The sequence below is a fragment of the Arthrobacter sp. ASL1 genome, from assembly GCF_056680475.1.
The window spans coordinates 2,221,974-2,237,881 of the sequence record NZ_CM155284.1 but is presented as its reverse complement, the minus strand read 5'-3'; the positions used below and the strand labels follow the sequence as shown (position 1 = coordinate 2,237,881).

Genomic DNA, 15,908 nt, shown 5'->3' with positions numbered 1-15,908 from the left:
GGGCTAGACGCCGACGGCCTGCTCGATGACCCCGATGCCGAAGAACAGCACGAACGCCGCCGCGACCGCCCACATCAGCGGGTGGATCTCCTTCGCCCGGCCCTGGACCGAGCGCACGAAGACGTAGGCGACGAAGCCGGCGCCGATGCCGTTGGCGATCGAGTAGGTGAACGGCATGAGGATGAACGTCAGGAAGGCCGGCAGGGCGACGCCCCAGTCCGTCCAGTCGATCCTGGTGACCTGGGTGATCATCATGAAGCCGACGACCACCAGCGCCGGGGCGACGGCCTCGAAGGGGACCAGGTGGATCAGCGGCGTGAGGAACATGGCGGCGATGAACAACAGGCCGGTCACGATGGAGGCCAGGCCTGTACGGGCCCCCTCGCCGATGCCCGCCCCCGATTCGACGTAGATCTGGCTGGACGACGCCGAGGCGCCGCCGCCGGCGATCGCCCCGAGGGAATCGACCAGCAGGACGCGGTCGACGTCGTAGATGTTCCCGTCCTCGTCGACGTTGCCGGCCTCGTTGGCCAGCCCGACCATGGTGCCCATGGCGTCGAAGAAGATCGACAGGAGAATGACGAACGCGAGCAGCAGGGCCGACGTCGTGCCCAGGTGCTGGAACGGGCCGACCACGTTGGCCTGGCCGATCAGGCTCAGGTCGGGGGCGGCCCAGTCGGGCATCGAGGGCACCACCAGGGACCAGCCCTGGGGGTGCGCACCGGCGCCGTCGAAGGACGGGCCGATGTGGAAGATGGCCTCGAGGATGTTGGCCAGCACGGAGGCGACGACGATGCCGATGAGGATCGCGCCCTTGACCTTGCGGATCACCAGGCCCATGGTCAGCAGCAGGCCGACGACGAAGACCAGTGTCGGCCAGCCGATGAGTTCGCCGTCGAACCCGAGCCCGACGGGCACCGTGGTCCCTGCGGCGTCCGGGATGCGCCGCACGAAGCCGGCGTTGACCAGGCCGATCAAGGCGATGAACATGCCGATGCCGACCACGATCGCGGTCTTCAGGCTCGGCGGCACGGCGTTGAACACCGCGGTCCGGAAACCGGTGAGCACCAGGACCAGCATGGTGACACCGGAAATGACCACCAGGCCCATGACGTCGGGCCACGTCAGGCCCGGGTTGGTGGCAACGGTGACGGCGACGAAGGCGTTGACGCCCAGCCCGGTCGCCATGGCGAAGGGGTGCTTGGCCCAGGCGCCCATGAGGATGGTCAGCACGCCGGCGACCAGCGCGGTCGCCGCGGCCACGCGGGCCGCACCGAGCTCGGCACCGGTGGCGTCGGCGCCGGAGAGGATCAACGGGTTGAGCACCACGATGTAGCTCATCGCGAAGAAGGTGGCCAGGCCGCCCCGGATCTCCCGTGAGTAGGTGGAACCGCGTTCGGTGATCTTGAAGTAGCGGTCGAGGGTGCCGAGCCCGGTTTTAGCCATGGGCAGAATCCTAGTGGGCGCCAGTGGGTTCAAACGAGCCGGAAGTGGGTAGTGTGAGGAACAAGACCACCACGGTGGGAACTAGCCGGAAGACACCACGACCCGACTGCCAAGGAGTGACCATCATGAGCGAAGCCAGCGTTCCACAGGAGGCCGCGGCTGCGGCGGACGGGATTGTCGTCGGCGTCGACGGCTCCGACCCGGCGCTGTGCGCCCTGGACTGGGCGGCGGCCGAGGCACGACGGCGGGGTGTCCCGTTGAACATCGTCACCTCCTACACGATTCCCGTCTTCGCCGCGTCCAGCATGGACGCCGGATACGCCACCCTGGATGACCAGGTCATCCGCGACGGCGCCCAGGAGGTCCTCGACGCCGCGAAGGCCAGGATCGGGGACATCGGCGTGGACGTGCGCCTGCGCATCGAATCCGGGGACCCCTCCGGCGTGCTGATGGAGCTCAGCGAGGAGGCCGACCTCGTCGTGGTCGGCACCCGCGGCCGCGGCGGCTTCGTCGGCCGGCTGCTCGGATCCGTCAGCAGCGCCCTGCCCGCCCACGCCAAGTGCCCCACCGTCGTCGTGCCCTTGTGCGTGTCGAAACGGACCCCGCAGGATCCGTCCATCCGCGACGTCGTCGTCGTCGGCGTCGACGGCTCCGACCGGGCGCGCCGTGCCGTGCTGGTCGCCGCCGAACAGGCAACGACACGGGGGATCGCGCTGCGCATCGTCTGCGCCCTGCCCCCGGTCAGCGGATCGCTGGCCTGGATGCCCGCCACGGTCGACCAGGAGGCGCTGACCATCGACGTGCGCCGCCAGCTCGCCGTTGGTACCCGCTGGCTCGCCAGCCACTTCCCCGATCTGGTCATCGAGACCGAGGTCATCGAGGGGGCACCGATCGAGGTCCTCATCGAGGAATCGGCCAAGGCGACCCTGATGGTGACGGGTTCTCGCGGCCGCGGCGGTTTTGCCGGCATGCTGCTGGGCTCCACCTCGCAGGGCGTCCTGCACCACTCCAAGGGGCCGGTGCTCGTCGTGCCGGATTCGCCGGACCCGCGGTTGGATGACCGCTCCGATTTCGACGACGCCGACGGGGCATGACCCGCCCGGAGACGCCGGATAGAACCCGATACTGAAATGCCCGCTTCCTGCAGGAAGCGGGCATTTCAGCGTGGCGCGGTGGTCGGTCCCTGACTAGTACCGGACGCCGTAGGAGTACATGTTGTTGACCCAGCTCAGCGGCGTGGTCGAGATGCCGACGCTGGGGTTGCGGGCGTGGACGACCTGCCCGTTCCCCAGGTAGATGGCCACGTGGTAGAACGACGAGCCGCCGTTGCTGGAGGAGAACACCAGGTCACCGCGCTTCAACTGGCTCACCGGGATCTTGGTCCCCCCGGCGAAGTATTGGCTGGAGGAGGTCCGGGGGACCGAGATGCCGCTCTTGGCGAAGGCCGCCTGGACGAAACTGGAGCAGTCATACGCGTCGGGGCCGTTTCCACCGTAGACGTAGTAGTTGCTGTCATCCGCTGCCGTCTTCAGCGCCCAGGCGATGGCTGATTCCTTCGAGGATCCGGAGGAGGCCCGGGCGGCTTCCTCTGCGGCCTGCTGGCGTGCGGCTTCCTGACGGGCCGCCTCGTCCCGGGCTGCCTGCTGGCGTGCGGCTTCCTGGCGGGCTGCCTCGTCCCGGGCTGCCTGCTGGCGTGCGGCTTCCTGGCGGGCTGCCTCGTCCCGGGCAGCTTGTGCCCGGTCCTGCGCTGCTGCCCGTGCCGCCGCGGCGTCAGTCTTCTTCTGTGCTGCTGCCTCTGCCCGCGCATTCTCGCGGGCCTTTGACGCGGTGTCCGTGGTGATGGGCTTCGGCGTGGACGCTGCCACGGCCCGGGGCTCGGCGGCGCTGGCCGGCTGAGACGCCGGGGCCGGCGCGTTGGCGGCCACGGTGGCCGGACGGTCGCGGGTGGCCTGTGGCCTGCTGGTCGGTGCCAGCGAGGTCGAGGTCGGCACCACGTCCGGGACGGCCTCCGGGGCGGCGGCGAGTACTGGTTCCTTCGCCGGCTTCACGCTGGCCGGCTGTGCCGGCGCGGCTGCCAGTTCGGCCTTCAGCCGATCTTCGCGCTGCTGGTTCTCCAGCTTCGTGACGCGCTTGGCCTCTGCAGCGCGTTCGGTGTCCTGGAGGTAGGCGAGTTGCCCGATGAGTTCGTCGCGGAGCTTCTTCTGGTCGTCAACCCGGGTCGCATAGGCGGAGCGGGTTTGTTCGGCAGCGGTGAGCGCGTTTTCGTTGGCGTCCGCGGCGTCGGCGGCGGCTGACTCGGCGTCGGCTGCGTAGTTCTGCCATTCGGCCCACAGCGAGGCGGCCTGCTGGGCCGTCGTCAGCGTGGCGGAGCGGTTGGCGGCCAGCGTCTGCATGGTGGCCGCCTTGTAGAGGACGTCGTTGTGCTCGGATGCGTTCAACATCGAGGTGACGCCCGGGTTGATGCCACCGTTGCGGTAGAGGTCGCCCGCGAGCTGGCCGACTTGCTTCTTCACGGCGTCGTAGTACTTGGTGGCCTTGGCCGCTTCCGTCCGGGCCGTGGCGGCCGCTGCATTGCGTTCGGCCAGGACCCCGGATGTCGTCTCGTAGGCATCCTGGTCGTTGAGGGCCGAAGCCTCGGCTGCCGCCAGGTCATCATTCGAGTCGAGGATGAGCCCCTCGAGCGAGGTAACCATGGACTTCAGGGCTGCCGGGTCCTTCTTCGCGGCGGTGACCTCGGCCCGCGTCGGCAGGGTCCGAGTGGCGGGGGCAGCGGGAACCGCGGCCGGGAACACGGTGCCGAACGCCGTGGTGCCGATGGTCGAATCGATCGTGGCCGGCGCGGCAGATGCCGCGGTCCCGGAGATGAGAGTTCCGCCGATCAAGGCGAGTGTGCACGTCGCGACGCCTAGAAGTTGCCCCTTGGCCATACTGAGTCCTCACTGCGAATGATGAACCAAACGGGATCGCCAGCTGCTGGTCGCGCCAGCGCGTCGGATCACGGTTCAGTTACTGCTTCACAAGAGAATAGGCGACTTAATGTAACAGTGGCAACACGAGTCACTTGAACATCATAAATAACATCCGTGTCATTTTGTTGCTTTCATCCCGGCGTTTCGGGGATCAGGGCCCAGATTGCCGGGGTTGGGACCGAATCCGGACGAGAGCCCGGCTCCCGGGGTGGTGGCGCAAAGGTTGCGGAAAGATGACGGTCATCCCCAGCCCAGGCGGTGCAGTTTGTCGTCGTCGATGCCAAAATGATGCGCGACTTCGTGGACTACGGTGATCTGGACCTCGGCGATCACCTCCTCGCGCGAACCGCAGGCCGCCAGGGTGTCCTCCTGGAAGATGATGATGCGGTCCGGGAGGGCGCCGGCGGCCCACCCGTCGTCGCGTTCGGTGAGGGGCACCCCCTCGTACAGTCCCAGCAGCGACGTCTGCGCGTCCTCCCCCGGCTGCGGTTCGTAGCGGTCTTCGATGAAGACCGCGACGTTGTCCATCATGTCGAGAAGCGGCCCGGGAATGTTCGCGAGCGCGTCGGAGACGGCGGCCTCGAACTCGTCGGGCGTCATGCTGTAGCTCATGTGTGGACTCTATCCGCGGGCCTCCGCGTGGCTGCCACGCGCGGTTTTGCAGCGGTTTTGCACAGGCGACACGGTGCCTTATAGTTGATGAGGTCGCTGCGGGACACTTGTGTTCGGCAGCCGTCCGGCCCCCATCGTCTAGCGGCCTAGGACACCGCCCTTTCACGGCGGCGGCACGGGTTCGAATCCCGTTGGGGGTACAGCAGGTCCTGATTTCGCCGGTGCGAGAATCTCTGGTAAAGTTTTGGACTTGTGAAGCGAGGGTAAAACCTTGTGAACTAGGCCCTGTAGCGCAGCTGGTTAGCGCGCCGCCCTGTCACGGCGGAGGTCGCGGGTTCAAGTCCCGTCAGGGTCGCTTTGGTTTTCCGTAGCACGGGGAACCACGGTGATCATCCTAGATGATGCCAGGCTCTGTAGCTCAGTTGGTAGAGCGTTCGACTGAAAATCGAAAGGTCACCGGATCGACGCCGGTCGGAGCCACCAGCTAGAACCCCTCGGGAACCCCGGGGGGTTTTCTGCGTCCGTGGCCGCCGACCCGGGGGCGGTAGGGTGGTTCTCAAACCGCGCTCCCAATGAAAGGCCCCCACCATGGACCAGTCTGGGCACCCCTCCGCGCAGCCGGCTGCCACGCCGGCGACGGGGGCCACGTCGATCTCCGACACCGCAGTCGCCAAGGTCGCGGCAAGCGCCGCACGCTCGGTACCCGGGGTGCAGTTCCTGGGAGTCGGCTCCAACCGCGCCCTGGGGGCATTGCGCGGAGCCGTCGGGGCCGGCGAGGGATCTCCGGGGGTCGCCGCGGAAGTGGGGCAACGCGAGGTCGCCGTCGACATCATCCTCACCGCCGCCTACGGCCTGCCCCTGCAGCAGATCGCCGACGGGGTCCGTGCCGCCGTCTACGTTGCGGTCGAGCAGATCACCGGCTTGTCCGTCATCGAGGTCAACGTGGAGATCGGTGACGTGCACATTCCCGAAACGTCCGCCGCTCCGGCCCACACCACGTCCGTGCCGGGGCTGCCGGAACCGCCGGTGCGAGCGCCGAACACCCCAGCCGCCGGGGCCGCTGGCGGATCCATCACCGACCCTGCGGAGCAACCATGAACCCCACACTCCTTGGACTGGCCATCGCCGCTGTGCTGGGCTGGTCGGCACTGTCATACGGCTTCGGCGGTTTCCTGCTCATGGCGCTCTTCCTCGTCCTCGGGGCCCTCATCGGCCGCTTCGTGGACGGCCGCCTCGACCTGCGTTCGGTCCGGGATGCCCTCACGGGACGGCGTTCCTCGTCGTGAGCTCACCGAACCATGGGCCCGGGCCACGCGCCCTGGCCGGTCATACCCGCGTCAGCACCCAGGCGTTGACCAGCTCCGCGCGGATCATCGCCGCAGAGGTCTTCGAGGTGCAGCCGGGCGAAATCCGGGTGGCGCTGAACGACGAATACGGGGCGCTGGCGTTGGGCCTGAGCCTGCCGATGCCCATTTCCCCGCTGGTTTACGGGCGGACCGATGCCGTCAATCCACGGGAATCCGTGTTGTCCCGCGCCCGGGATGCCCGCTCGGACGTGCGGGACCGTTTCATTGCGCTGACCGGATCCCACATCAGCCGCGTCGATGTCCGGGTCACCGGCGTGGTCCTGCGCCGAAGGAGGATGGCATGAACGACGACGAACGCCGCAAGCTCCAGTCGCACGAACTGCACAGCGCCCGGTCCACCGCGGCCATCATCGCCGCCGTGATGGTGACCGTCATCTGCCTCTACTTCATGTTCGAGGCGGCCATGAAATCACTGGGCCAGGACGTCTGGATCCGCTCCCCGGGCCAGTGGGGCCAGTGGCTGACCGACCTGCCGGATTCTGCCAACCCGCTGGTCCTGGCCGCCGGATCGCTGGTCCTGCTGGCACTGGGCATCTTCTTCCTGCTCCACGGGATCCTGCCTGGACGCCGCGCCCGGCACGCCATCCCCAACGACCGCGCCATCGTGATCGTGGACGACGGGGTGCTGGCATCCACGCTGGCCCGACGGGCCCGCACCGAGGCCGGGGTGACACCAGAACAGGTCGTGGTGATCGTCAGCCGCAACCACGTCGACGTGCAGCTGCGGCCGACGTCGGGCATCGGCATCAATGCCGCCGTCGTCCACGCGGCCATCGAAGATGAATTGCGGGCCAACCGGATCGAACCGGTGCCCGCCGTCCGGGTGCAGGTTGCCGAATCGGGGGTGGTGGGGCAATGAACAGGACCCCTCGCATCACCAACAGAATCGTGTTGACGCTTCTGGGCTTGGCCCTGAGCGGGATGGGGCTGCATGGCCTGCTGCTGGTGGCCATCCCCGCCTACGCCGACGGGTGGCGTGGGCTCGCCGACCGGGTGGGAACCGGGTTCGCCGGCCTGCTCGATGCAACCACGCTGGAGGGTCAACGGGACTCCTGGCTGTGGATCGTGATCTCCGTGGTGATGATCGCACTCGTCCTGCTGATGATCTGGTGGGTCGCCGTTCAGGGGCAGGGCAAGACGGGAATCTTCGTCCGCGAGTTCCGCGAGGAGGCCACGCGCGGCATCGTGGAACTGTCTGCGGCCGTCCCCGAACAGGCATTCAAGGCGGCCTTGGCCGGACGGCCCGACCTGGTCACGGTGTCCGTCACGTCATGGACGTCCCCACAACACGAGGCAGGATTGCGGATCAAGGTCCAGCCCCGCCTCGGTGCTGCACCGCACCGCATCGCCGAAGACCTGGCCGGCCTCGTCGTGGACATGGACGGGATGTTGGGCGCCAGTGGTCCGGTGGTCATCCACTTGGCCACCGGCGCCCGGACCCGCATGTCACGCGCCGAACGCGTGCGCTGAGCTAGCTGCGCGGCAGGAGCCAGAGCGCGGCGTCGGGGATGAGCTGGCCCTCATCGGTGACCGCGTCGGGGCTGCTGGCCACCGCGACGGTCAGCTGGGCCGGCACTTCCACCGGGCCGGTACCCATATTGGCCAGCACTTGCAGCTCGCCGTTGGCGTAGGACAGCACCCCGTCTGCCGGGGCGTTCTGCGGCGCCCACTCGAGCTTGCCGCGTCCGAGTTCACGGTCCCTGCGCACGGCCAGCAGCGAGCGGTAGAGCTCGAAGGCCGAGCCGGCCACCCCCACCTGCTGGTCGGCAGCGTACCGGGAGTAGCTCTCCGGCTGCGGCAGCCAGGGGGTGGCACCGGCGGTAGCCGGCGCATCGCCGTCGTCCACTGTGCGGGAGAACCCGAAACCGGGGGTTGCGGCGGTCCATGGCATGGGGATGCGGCAGCCATCGCGGCCGCGCTCGACGCCGTTCGTGCGGAAAAAGCTCGGATCCTGGCGGTACTCGTCCGGCAAGGTGGTGTGTTCGGGCAGTGTCAACTCGTCGCCCTGGTAGACGTAGGCGGATCCCGGCAGGGCCAGCATGACCATCGCGGCAGCACGGCCCCGGGCGGCGCCGAGCGCCTCATCTGGCTGTTCGTCACGGACCGCGATGCCCTTGGGGAACGTCGTGGGATCCGCGAGACCGAAGCGCGAGCAATGCCTCACGGTGTCGTGGTTGGAGAGCACCCACGTGGGCGGGGCGCCGACGACCGCCGCCTCCGCGAGGGTCTCGGTGACGTTCTCCACGATGTTCGGTGCGCTCCAGCCCGCCAGCAGGAAGCCGAAGTTGAAGGCCTGCTGCATCTCGCCCTCGCGCACATAGCGGAAGATCCGCTCCATGGGCTCGACCCAGGCTTCGGCCACCATCATCCGGTCGCCCTCGTACTCGGCCAGCACGGCGTTCCATTCCTCGTAGATCGCGTGCACGCCCTCCTGGTCGAGATACGGAGGAGACTCCTTGACCGCGGCCTTCTCAGTGCCCTGCACCATGCTGACCTTCTCCGACCAGTCCGGCAGGCCCTCGGCCTTGACCATGCCGTGGGCGACGTCCACGCGGAAGCCGTCCACGCCACGATCAAGCCAGAAGCGCAGCACATCGCGCATCTCGGCGTGGACCTCGTCGTTGTCCCAGTTCAGATCCGGCTGCTTCACGTCGAAGAGGTGGAGGTACCACTGCCCGGGCGTGCCGTCTGCATTGAACGTGCGGGTCCAGGCCGGACCACCGAAGAGCGACTGCCAGTTGTTCGGTTCCCCGTCCCCCTTCGGGCCCTTGCCGTCGCGGAAGATATAGCGGTCGCGCTCGGGGGACCCGGGGGAGGCGGCCAGGGCCTCCTGGAACCACACGTGCTCGTCCGAGGTGTGGTTCGGCACGAGGTCCACGATGATCCGTGTGCCCTGGGCGTGGGCGCGTGCGAGCATGTCGTCGAAGTCGGCGAGGGTGCCGAAGCGGGGATCGATCTGTCGGTAGTCGGCGACGTCGTAGCCGGCATCGGCCTGCGGGGACTTGTAGAACGGTGAGAGCCAGACGGCGTCGACGCCGAGATTCTTCAGGTAGTCGAGTTTCGAGGCCACACCCCGCAGGTCGCCCATGCCGTCGGCGTCGGCGTCCGCGAACGAGCGGGGGTACACCTGGTAGATGACCGCGTCCTGCCACCAAGGGATGTGCTGGGCGTGCTGGGGCATGGTTTCCTCCAAGATGTGGGGCCGGGGGCCGGCCGGTAGGCGGCCGTGCTAATCGTCTGCCTCCCAGCCTAAGGCAATGGGCATGGCCCGGCGCCGGTGCGTCGGTCCGCAGGCGCGGGCGCTACGGCACGACCGCCTGGCGGCCGAAGATGGTGGCCTGGATGCGGTCTTCGAGCTGGGTGAAGACGAACGTCGACTCGGTCGGCACGAAGGTCGCCGCATCCCCCTCGTTGAAAAGGCGCTGGTGGCCCACGCGGCCGCCGTTGAAGTAGGCGACGTCGTCGGGCTCGGAGTCGATGCCCGTGGAGGTCAACGTCCAGGAGAACCAGGGTTCGTCCCACCAGACCTGCATGGCCGCATTGCTGTCCTTCGGGGGCGTCCGGTCGCCCAACCAGCCGCGGGCGAGGTCGTCGACGGGTAGCGGGTTCGGCAGCAGCGCCAGGTTCCAGGCCGGCTGCAGGCCGACCCACCGTGCCATGAGCGTGGACAACTGGGTCAGGGGCACCAACTGGAGGTTGAAGTGTTCGTTCGACGGCCGCTCGGCCGGCTGTCCGCCGAGGACCCGGTGGTAGCCGGGCTCGGCGACGATGAGTGCCGTCGGGCCGTGGGCCCAGGCCTGGAACCAGGACTCCCCGCCGGAATCAAGCCCGGTGATGCGGTAGGAGGCCTGCGGATCCGACAGGTGCGCACCGACAGCCTCGCCGAGGTCGGTCAACCGGGTCCCACGGACGAATTCGAGGGCCTCGAGCTCACGGAGCTGCTCGGCGTAGGAGGACTTGTGCAGCATCCCGAGCTTCAGTCCGTCGGACAGCTCGGTGAGCACCTCGATGGTGCGGCCGTGGACCCAGACGCCGTCGTACTCATAGGGCTGTGCCTTCACGATGCCGTCGATCTTCTCGACGTCATGGCCGAAGGCCGCCGAGGCGACCGGATCCACGGCACCGGAGGGGGTGGGGGCCGGCTCGGCGTCCGCTTTCTGACCGGCGGCCGCGGCGGTGAGCCGGACGGCGCCGCCGAGGCGGTTGAGCAGGGGCCCGAAGAACTGCCACTGCTGGACTGTCGCCGTGGCGGTGACCTGGATGGCCAGCCCGCGCTCAATGCGGAGGAATTCCGTGGTGAACAGGCTCAGTCCGTGGCTGGGGGAGAGATGGGTGTACATCACGGCACGTCCGGACAACGCCTCGGCGGCATCGAGCTCGCCCACCTCGGCATCGGGTGCCGCGGTCCAGGGGCGGATGTCCACCACTTGTGGAGCCGTCGTCGCCTCGGCGATCCCCTCGAGAGCGCGCTCCATGAACTCGGCGATGCTTCCGCGGTACGGGTTGACGGTGACGACGACGGTCGGCCCGAACGATTCGGTCGGTGCGGGCGCGAACGCCAACAGCTCGTATTCCGGGCGTTCGGGGCCCACTTCCCACCCACCGGGCAGGTCAAGGGCGATGCTTCCGGTGCGTCCAGTGGCCGTGGTCATGACCTGGTTCCCTCCTGCGGATCGGCCGTGTCGGGCTCGGATCCGGTGTCGTGGTGGCCCATCTCCTGGGCCTTGGCCCGGCAGCGCTCGATATCCGCCAATTGCCTGTCCCTTTTTTTGGACGCCGTGGCGGCGCGCACGGCTGCGATCTCCGGATCGGACCACGGGTTGGTCTCGCGGGTGCCGCCGCGCTTGGCCCACGCGCGGTACCAGCGAGGACTCAGCCATAGCGGCCACCATATGAAGGACAGGATGACGAATGCCCAGGGGACGAAGAAGAAGTTCCAGACGGTTTCGCGGGCTTGCTCCCACCCCATGACCTCGGCCGGCAGCGAGAGCAGGGCGATCGCCACGGCAACGGATGCGGCGGCGAACATGAACGGCCAGGTGTTCCGCGCCGAGATCTGGAAGGGGATGGCCGGTGCCAACACCCAGCTGCGCCACGAGCCGCCCAGGCCCTTACGTGCGATCCACGTCGGGATCCACCACAGCAGGAGCGCGACGACGACACCACCCCAGAAGGTGGGCTCGTACAGCAGGTACCAGTTGGTATCTTCAATCATCCAGGTGTTCCTCCCATTGCGCGCGTGCCATCGAGCCTACTAGCCCCACCCGAAGAGCTTCTCTCCGATACCCTTGCCGATGTCCTTCAGGCCTTCGCCCACGGCCTTTCCTGCGTCGCCGATGGCATCGCCGGCTTCCGAGAAGGCCTTGCTGGGGCCGCCCTGGCGCCAGTCGTTCATGAATTCGCCGACGCCCTTGCCGATCTTGCCGCCCACCCATTCGCCGGCCAGCCCGCCGACGAACCCGCCGACGGCCGCTCCGACACCGGGGATCGGGATCAGGGCCTGGCCGGCCGCGGCCCCGAGGGCACGGCCGGCGACGCCACCGGCGATCTTGCCAGCCGTCTCGGCGGTGCCCTCAACGGCCGTGGACTTGATGGCTTCATTGCGGATGTCCTCCGGATCCGCGCCGGGGTTGTTGCGCAACTCCTCGTTGTAGTTGCTGGTGAAGGAGTCGTAGTAGGTCATCCCCGTGTCCAGGAGACCCAGCCCCCGTCCGCCCCACTTGGTGATGGGGCTCTTGTTGATCTTGTCGAGGACGCCGTCGAACTTGTCGACTCCCTTGGAGAACTTATCGAAGCGCGACCGGGGCCCCTCGCCCGTGAGGTGCACCTTGAACTTCGTCTTGCCGTGCTTGTTGCTTTCCCAGAACAGCTGCTTGTTGCCCTTGCCCCAGCGGCCCTGGTTGCGGCCGAAGACGTTGGAGAGCTTGTCGCGCACCGCCGCGGGAAGCATGAGCATGAACCCGGGCTTGAGGACGCTGTCCGTCCAGGTGTTGGCCGTGCTGGTGAAGTCGACGAACTTGCCGTCGGCCCACTTGGCGAATTCGTCCGCATGGCGGGTCACGAATTCCGAGGCGGTGAACGGACCGAGCTTCCCGTCGACCAGGAACTTCTTGAGGTTGGGTGCACCATCGAACGCGAACTGGGACAGCGAACGCTCGTTCATCGACCAGACCAGCTTGAGGCGGCCGCCCTTGGTCACGTCGAGCTTGGCGGCCCGGTCCACATTCGTGTTGACCATGTTGTAGGTGTTCTTGAACCCCTTGATCACCGCGACCGTGGCCTTGCCTGTGGAAGGGGTCGCCGCAGCCGGGCTGGCTGCCTCGATGGCTGATGCGCAGGTGTCGATGTAGCCCTGGTAGCTCTCCTTGGCCGTCTGCAGAAGTCCAATGATGCGGGAACGTTCTGCGCTGGTGCGCGTTGCCGGCAGGGTCGTCCCGTCTTCCCCGGCCTCTTCCTTCTGGGCATCCGAGTAGGTCGAGGAGGGAAGGGCGTTGAAGTTTTCGACCTCGGTCTTGAGGTTCGAATGCGTCGACTTGAAGCCGTCGAGGCTCTCGGCGAAGTCGTCGGTGGCGGTCTTGATGCTGTTGATCCCGGAGACGACGGCTTCGGCCAGCGGGCGGATTTCCGTGGCAAAGCCGTTGTTGACGGTGTTGTCGTTCGGGTAGGTCGCGGCCGCAGCCAGCTTGTTCCAATGCGTGACCGTATCCGAATAGCCGGTGTCGACCTGGTCACCCTTGTCCTTGAATGTCGTCCCGGCGGCGCGGATCTCCTCGGGCTCAGGGAGTTTCGCCGGGAGGTAGTTGATGAAGACGATGGACGATATATAGGTCCCCTCGGGTGCTGTCACCACTCATGCCTTCCGTCGCTGCTGTTGGCTCCGCCGTAGGTGTTTGCCGCCGACGTCGAGGACGTCGAGGAATCCGGATCGTAGTCGGGGGTGTCGTCGACCGTGTCGATGATCTTGGCGATGTCCCTGACGTGCTGCCTGTTCGCGGAGTCTTCCATAGCGCCATCAGCGGCCACGAACTCGGAGATGATCGAGTCGGCGGCATTGAGCAGGTTGTTGCCATGGTCCACGAGGGTCACGGTCCACGGCTTGAGGAAGTCCGAGAAGACCTGCACCAGCGCTGTGTTGAGCCGGTCTTCCTCGAGCGCATTGGCCAAAGCCTCGCCCGCCACCTCGATGCGGCCCTCCTGGCCATCGAGGTCATCGAATTCGTTCCGCGCGTTGGTCACCGCCGACCGGGCATCTGTGACCTGGATGTTGTACTTCGTGGACATATCTACCTCCTCGATAAAAGAGCCTAGATGACAATCCGGCGTCGTGCGATGGGGAGAACTCCCCATGTCAGCGAACCGCTCACGGTCGACGGGATTAGTTGGCGCGGGCCAGCTGGCGGACCGCCATCCAGCGGGTGGTCAGCCGGCGGTAGGCGGCTGCCGCCCCGAGCATGTCCTGCTCCGCCAGCGACTCGATACCGAGTTTGAGGTCCTGTGACGACTCGTCCGGCCAGACGCGTTCGCAAACGGGGCCGTAGTCCATCTCGACGATGGAATCTTCGTGGAACAGCCCCAGCCACTCGCTGAGCGAAGTGAGCTCGTCCAAGATGTCCAATTCCGGCGCGTGGATGGCCAGCGATGCCGCCGCGAACCGGGCCCGCTCCAGGACCTGGATCGCGGGGGCGCTCAGCCGAACCGTCAGCAGTGTGGTTCCGTCCTCCTCGATCTCGCAGTGGTCCTCCTCTGTGAGCAGCACGAACCATGCCAGCGGGATGCCCCAGGTGGCGCTGCGGGTGTGGAGCGCAGCAACCGCTTCGGCGAAGGCCTCATGTCCGATGCGTTCGGCATTGGCGCCCCGTGCGACGTCGGGAACCAGGAGTTCCAGCAGTGCCGGACGCATGGTGGAATCGAGTTGCTCGGCAGCCAAGGTCGCCCGCGCGGGCAACTGGTCCGGGCAGTAGTAGGGGGCGGTCAAGCCATTGGCTCCCGGATAGTGCAGCTCGCGGTAGCGTTCGGCCTGTTCGTGGGGGAACGGGTCGGGAATGCCGCGCGTCAGGCGGTCGAGGGCATCCTCGGCGGAACGCTCCTCGAAATCTGTCCTGCCCACTCCGCGTTGCGCCGAAATGGCCAGCTGGGCATCGTCGTCGAACGCGCGCAGTGGTTCGAAGACGCGCAGATACGACGTCGGCGGTAGCCGGCGGCGCGCGCTGGTCCCCCGTGAGGCCATCTAGCCGAGCTCCACGACCACGGGTGCGTGGTCGGAGGCGCCCTTGCCCTTGCGCTCCTCGCGGTCGATCCAGGCGGATCCGACACGCTCGGCCAGTGCGGGGGAGGCCAACGTGAAGTCGATGCGCATGCCTTCCTTCTTCGGAAAGCGCAACTGGGTGTAGTCCCAGTAGGTGTAGACGCCGGGCCCGGGGGTGTGGGGACGGACGACGTCGGCGAACCCGGCGTCGACGAAGGCGCTGAAGGCGGCCCGCTCCGGCACGGAGACGTGGGTCATCTCGTTCTCGACGAAGAAATCGATGTCCCAGACGTCCTCGTTGCGCGGGGCGATGTTCCAGTCGCCCATCAAGGCGATCTGCGCGGATGGGTCATCGGCGAGCCAGCCGGTGGCATCGTCCCGGAGCTGGCGCAGCCAATCGAGCTTGTAGGGCATGTGCTCGTCCTGCAGCCCGCGCCCGTTGGGAACATACAGGCTCCAGATGCGCACCCCGCCACAGGTTGCGCCGATGGCGCGAGCCTCCTGGACGGGATCCTTCCCGCCCTTGCCGAAGGCCGGTTGTCCGGCGAAGGTGCGCTCGACGTCGTCGAGTCCGACGCGGGAGGCAATGGCCACGCCATTCCACTGGCTGAAGCCGAAGTGGGCGACCTCGTAGTCGTTGTTCTCGAACAGCTCCCAGGGGAAGTTCTCGTCCTTGCACTTCGTCTCCTGGATCGCCAGGACGTCGACGTCGGTGCGGCGCAGCCAGTCTTCCACGCGGTCGGCACGGGCTCGGAGGGAGTTCACGTTCCAGGTTGCAATCTTCACGTCCCCAACCTATCAACCCGGGGCCGACCGGCGGCGAGGCCTTGACGCGGCGTCGTCCAGGTGGTTTGGTTAGCTACATGAGTAATGAACCAACGAAGGCAGGTTCCCGCGATGGATGAATCGAAGCCGATCTTCATCCAGCTGGCCGAGGAGATCGAGGGCCGCATCCTCGATGGCACTTATCCGGAGGGCACCCAGGTCCCCTCAACGAATGAATTCGCGGCATTCATGCGCATCAACCCGGCAACCGCCGGAAAGGGCCTGAACCGGTTGGTCGACGCCGGAGTCCTCCACAAGAAGAGGGGAATCGGCATGTTTGTATCCACCGGCGCACGCGCCACTCTCACGGCGACGCGGCGGGAGGCCTTTGGCGACCAGTATGTGGTTCCGCTGCTGCACGAGGCATCCCGTCTGGGAATCGATGCCGACGAACTCATCGCGATGATCGGCCAACGCGCCGTTGTCGCCGGACAAGCTTGAGGT

General features: G+C 67.2%; 17 protein-coding genes and 3 tRNA genes. 10 read left to right on the top strand and 10 right to left on the bottom strand.

Going from position 1 to position 15,908, the window contains the following annotated elements:
* Positions 1-3 precede the first annotated feature (3 nt).
* The gene (locus tag AC1MEQ_RS10570) at positions 4-1,446 is read right to left on the bottom strand and encodes an NCS2 family permease (RefSeq protein WP_479790530.1); all 1,443 of its coding nucleotides are present in this window, start codon (positions 1,444-1,446) and stop codon (positions 4-6) included.
* A gap of 125 nt (positions 1,447-1,571) precedes the next feature.
* On the opposite strand from AC1MEQ_RS10570, the gene AC1MEQ_RS10565 reads away from it, so the two are divergent.
* Positions 1,572-2,540 (top strand): universal stress protein, encoded by a 969-nt coding sequence (locus AC1MEQ_RS10565; RefSeq protein ID WP_479790528.1) that lies wholly within the window; start codon positions 1,572-1,574, stop codon positions 2,538-2,540.
* 93 nt (positions 2,541-2,633) lie between these two features.
* Here the strand turns inward: AC1MEQ_RS10565 and AC1MEQ_RS10560 are convergent, their stop codons facing one another.
* Positions 2,634-4,328, bottom strand: coding sequence for a C40 family peptidase (locus AC1MEQ_RS10560; protein WP_479790526.1), 1,695 nt, complete (start codon positions 4,326-4,328; stop codon positions 2,634-2,636).
* A 327-nt stretch (positions 4,329-4,655) separates the two neighbouring features.
* Positions 4,656-5,027, bottom strand: coding sequence for a metallopeptidase family protein (locus tag AC1MEQ_RS10555; protein WP_479790524.1), 372 nt, complete (start codon positions 5,025-5,027; stop codon positions 4,656-4,658).
* A gap of 127 nt (positions 5,028-5,154) precedes the next feature.
* On the opposite strand from AC1MEQ_RS10555, the gene AC1MEQ_RS10550 reads away from it, so the two are divergent.
* From AC1MEQ_RS10550 to AC1MEQ_RS10515, 8 genes are all read left to right on the top strand, one after another.
* Positions 5,155-5,227 (top strand) — tRNA-Glu (locus tag AC1MEQ_RS10550).
* Between the two features lie 81 nt (positions 5,228-5,308).
* Positions 5,309-5,382 (top strand) — tRNA-Asp (locus AC1MEQ_RS10545).
* A 52-nt stretch (positions 5,383-5,434) separates the two neighbouring features.
* Positions 5,435-5,510: transfer RNA gene (locus AC1MEQ_RS10540), tRNA-Phe, on the top strand.
* A gap of 105 nt (positions 5,511-5,615) precedes the next feature.
* A complete protein-coding gene (locus tag AC1MEQ_RS10535) occupies positions 5,616-6,125 on the top strand; it encodes an Asp23/Gls24 family envelope stress response protein (RefSeq protein ID WP_479790522.1) in 510 nt (169 codons plus the stop codon).
* On the top strand, positions 6,122-6,313 hold the full coding sequence (locus AC1MEQ_RS10530) for a hypothetical protein (RefSeq protein ID WP_479790521.1): 192 nt from the start codon (positions 6,122-6,124) through the stop codon (positions 6,311-6,313). Before AC1MEQ_RS10535 ends, AC1MEQ_RS10530 begins: the two co-directional genes overlap by 4 nt.
* Complete coding sequence (locus AC1MEQ_RS10525) at positions 6,310-6,678, top strand: hypothetical protein (protein WP_479790519.1); 369 nt, start codon at positions 6,310-6,312, stop codon at positions 6,676-6,678. Before AC1MEQ_RS10530 ends, AC1MEQ_RS10525 begins: the two co-directional genes overlap by 4 nt.
* On the top strand, positions 6,675-7,253 hold the full coding sequence (locus AC1MEQ_RS10520) for a hypothetical protein (protein WP_479790518.1): 579 nt from the start codon (positions 6,675-6,677) through the stop codon (positions 7,251-7,253). The genes AC1MEQ_RS10525 and AC1MEQ_RS10520 overlap by 4 nt, the downstream gene beginning before the upstream one ends.
* Positions 7,250-7,864 carry a hypothetical protein gene (locus AC1MEQ_RS10515; RefSeq protein ID WP_479790516.1) on the top strand — a complete coding sequence of 205 codons (615 nt, stop codon included), beginning with the start codon at positions 7,250-7,252 and terminating at the stop codon, positions 7,862-7,864. The genes AC1MEQ_RS10520 and AC1MEQ_RS10515 overlap by 4 nt, the downstream gene beginning before the upstream one ends.
* 1 nt (position 7,865) lies before the next feature.
* Here AC1MEQ_RS10515 and AC1MEQ_RS10510 read toward each other — a convergent pair whose 3' ends face one another.
* The 7 genes from AC1MEQ_RS10510 to AC1MEQ_RS10480 all read right to left on the bottom strand — a co-directional run bounded on the left by AC1MEQ_RS10510 (position 7,866) and on the right by AC1MEQ_RS10480 (position 15,425).
* The gene (locus tag AC1MEQ_RS10510; RefSeq protein WP_479790514.1) at positions 7,866-9,575 is read right to left on the bottom strand and encodes a glycoside hydrolase family 13 protein; all 1,710 of its coding nucleotides are present in this window, start codon (positions 9,573-9,575) and stop codon (positions 7,866-7,868) included.
* A 121-nt stretch (positions 9,576-9,696) separates the two neighbouring features.
* Positions 9,697-11,046, bottom strand: coding sequence for a hypothetical protein (locus AC1MEQ_RS10505; protein ID WP_479790512.1), 1,350 nt, complete (start codon positions 11,044-11,046; stop codon positions 9,697-9,699).
* Entirely contained in the window at positions 11,043-11,609 is a 567-nt protein-coding gene (locus tag AC1MEQ_RS10500) for a hypothetical protein (RefSeq protein WP_479790511.1), read from the bottom strand. Before AC1MEQ_RS10500 ends, AC1MEQ_RS10505 begins: the two co-directional genes overlap by 4 nt.
* A gap of 39 nt (positions 11,610-11,648) precedes the next feature.
* Positions 11,649-13,241, bottom strand: a complete 1,593-nt coding sequence (locus AC1MEQ_RS10495) for a hypothetical protein (RefSeq protein WP_479790509.1) — start codon at positions 13,239-13,241, stop codon at positions 11,649-11,651.
* Entirely contained in the window at positions 13,238-13,675 is a 438-nt protein-coding gene (locus tag AC1MEQ_RS10490) for a hypothetical protein (protein WP_479790507.1), read from the bottom strand. The genes AC1MEQ_RS10495 and AC1MEQ_RS10490 overlap by 4 nt, the downstream gene beginning before the upstream one ends.
* A gap of 94 nt (positions 13,676-13,769) precedes the next feature.
* Entirely contained in the window at positions 13,770-14,621 is an 852-nt protein-coding gene (locus AC1MEQ_RS10485; RefSeq protein WP_479790505.1) for a DUF8083 family protein, read from the bottom strand.
* Positions 14,622-15,425, bottom strand: a complete 804-nt coding sequence (locus AC1MEQ_RS10480) for an exodeoxyribonuclease III (protein ID WP_479790503.1) — start codon at positions 15,423-15,425, stop codon at positions 14,622-14,624. It abuts the gene before it with no gap.
* Between the two features lie 111 nt (positions 15,426-15,536).
* On the opposite strand from AC1MEQ_RS10480, the gene AC1MEQ_RS10475 reads away from it, so the two are divergent.
* The gene (locus AC1MEQ_RS10475; RefSeq protein ID WP_479790501.1) at positions 15,537-15,905 is read left to right on the top strand and encodes a GntR family transcriptional regulator; all 369 of its coding nucleotides are present in this window, start codon (positions 15,537-15,539) and stop codon (positions 15,903-15,905) included.
* Positions 15,906-15,908 lie beyond the last annotated feature (3 nt).

Excerpts from the sequence above, each read along its gene's own strand:
- AC1MEQ_RS10570 (WP_479790530.1), bottom strand. The coding sequence starts at position 1,446 with ATGGCTAAAACCGGGCTCGGCACCCTCGACCGCTACTTCAAGATCACC.
- AC1MEQ_RS10565 (WP_479790528.1), top strand. The coding sequence starts at position 1,572 with ATGAGCGAAGCCAGCGTTCCACAGGAGGCCGCGGCTGCGGCGGACGGG.
- AC1MEQ_RS10555 (WP_479790524.1), bottom strand. The coding sequence starts at position 5,027 with ATGAGCTACAGCATGACGCCCGACGAGTTCGAGGCCGCCGTCTCCGAC.
- AC1MEQ_RS10535 (WP_479790522.1), top strand. The coding sequence starts at position 5,616 with ATGGACCAGTCTGGGCACCCCTCCGCGCAGCCGGCTGCCACGCCGGCG.
- AC1MEQ_RS10530 (WP_479790521.1), top strand. The coding sequence starts at position 6,122 with ATGAACCCCACACTCCTTGGACTGGCCATCGCCGCTGTGCTGGGCTGG.
- AC1MEQ_RS10520 (WP_479790518.1), top strand. The coding sequence starts at position 6,675 with ATGAACGACGACGAACGCCGCAAGCTCCAGTCGCACGAACTGCACAGC.
- AC1MEQ_RS10515 (WP_479790516.1), top strand. The coding sequence starts at position 7,250 with ATGAACAGGACCCCTCGCATCACCAACAGAATCGTGTTGACGCTTCTG.
- AC1MEQ_RS10510 (WP_479790514.1), bottom strand. The coding sequence starts at position 9,575 with ATGCCCCAGCACGCCCAGCACATCCCTTGGTGGCAGGACGCGGTCATC.
- AC1MEQ_RS10505 (WP_479790512.1), bottom strand. The coding sequence starts at position 11,046 with ATGACCACGGCCACTGGACGCACCGGAAGCATCGCCCTTGACCTGCCC.
- AC1MEQ_RS10500 (WP_479790511.1), bottom strand. The coding sequence starts at position 11,609 with ATGATTGAAGATACCAACTGGTACCTGCTGTACGAGCCCACCTTCTGG.
- AC1MEQ_RS10490 (WP_479790507.1), bottom strand. The coding sequence starts at position 13,675 with ATGTCCACGAAGTACAACATCCAGGTCACAGATGCCCGGTCGGCGGTG.
- AC1MEQ_RS10485 (WP_479790505.1), bottom strand. The coding sequence starts at position 14,621 with ATGGCCTCACGGGGGACCAGCGCGCGCCGCCGGCTACCGCCGACGTCG.
- AC1MEQ_RS10475 (WP_479790501.1), top strand. The coding sequence starts at position 15,537 with ATGGATGAATCGAAGCCGATCTTCATCCAGCTGGCCGAGGAGATCGAG.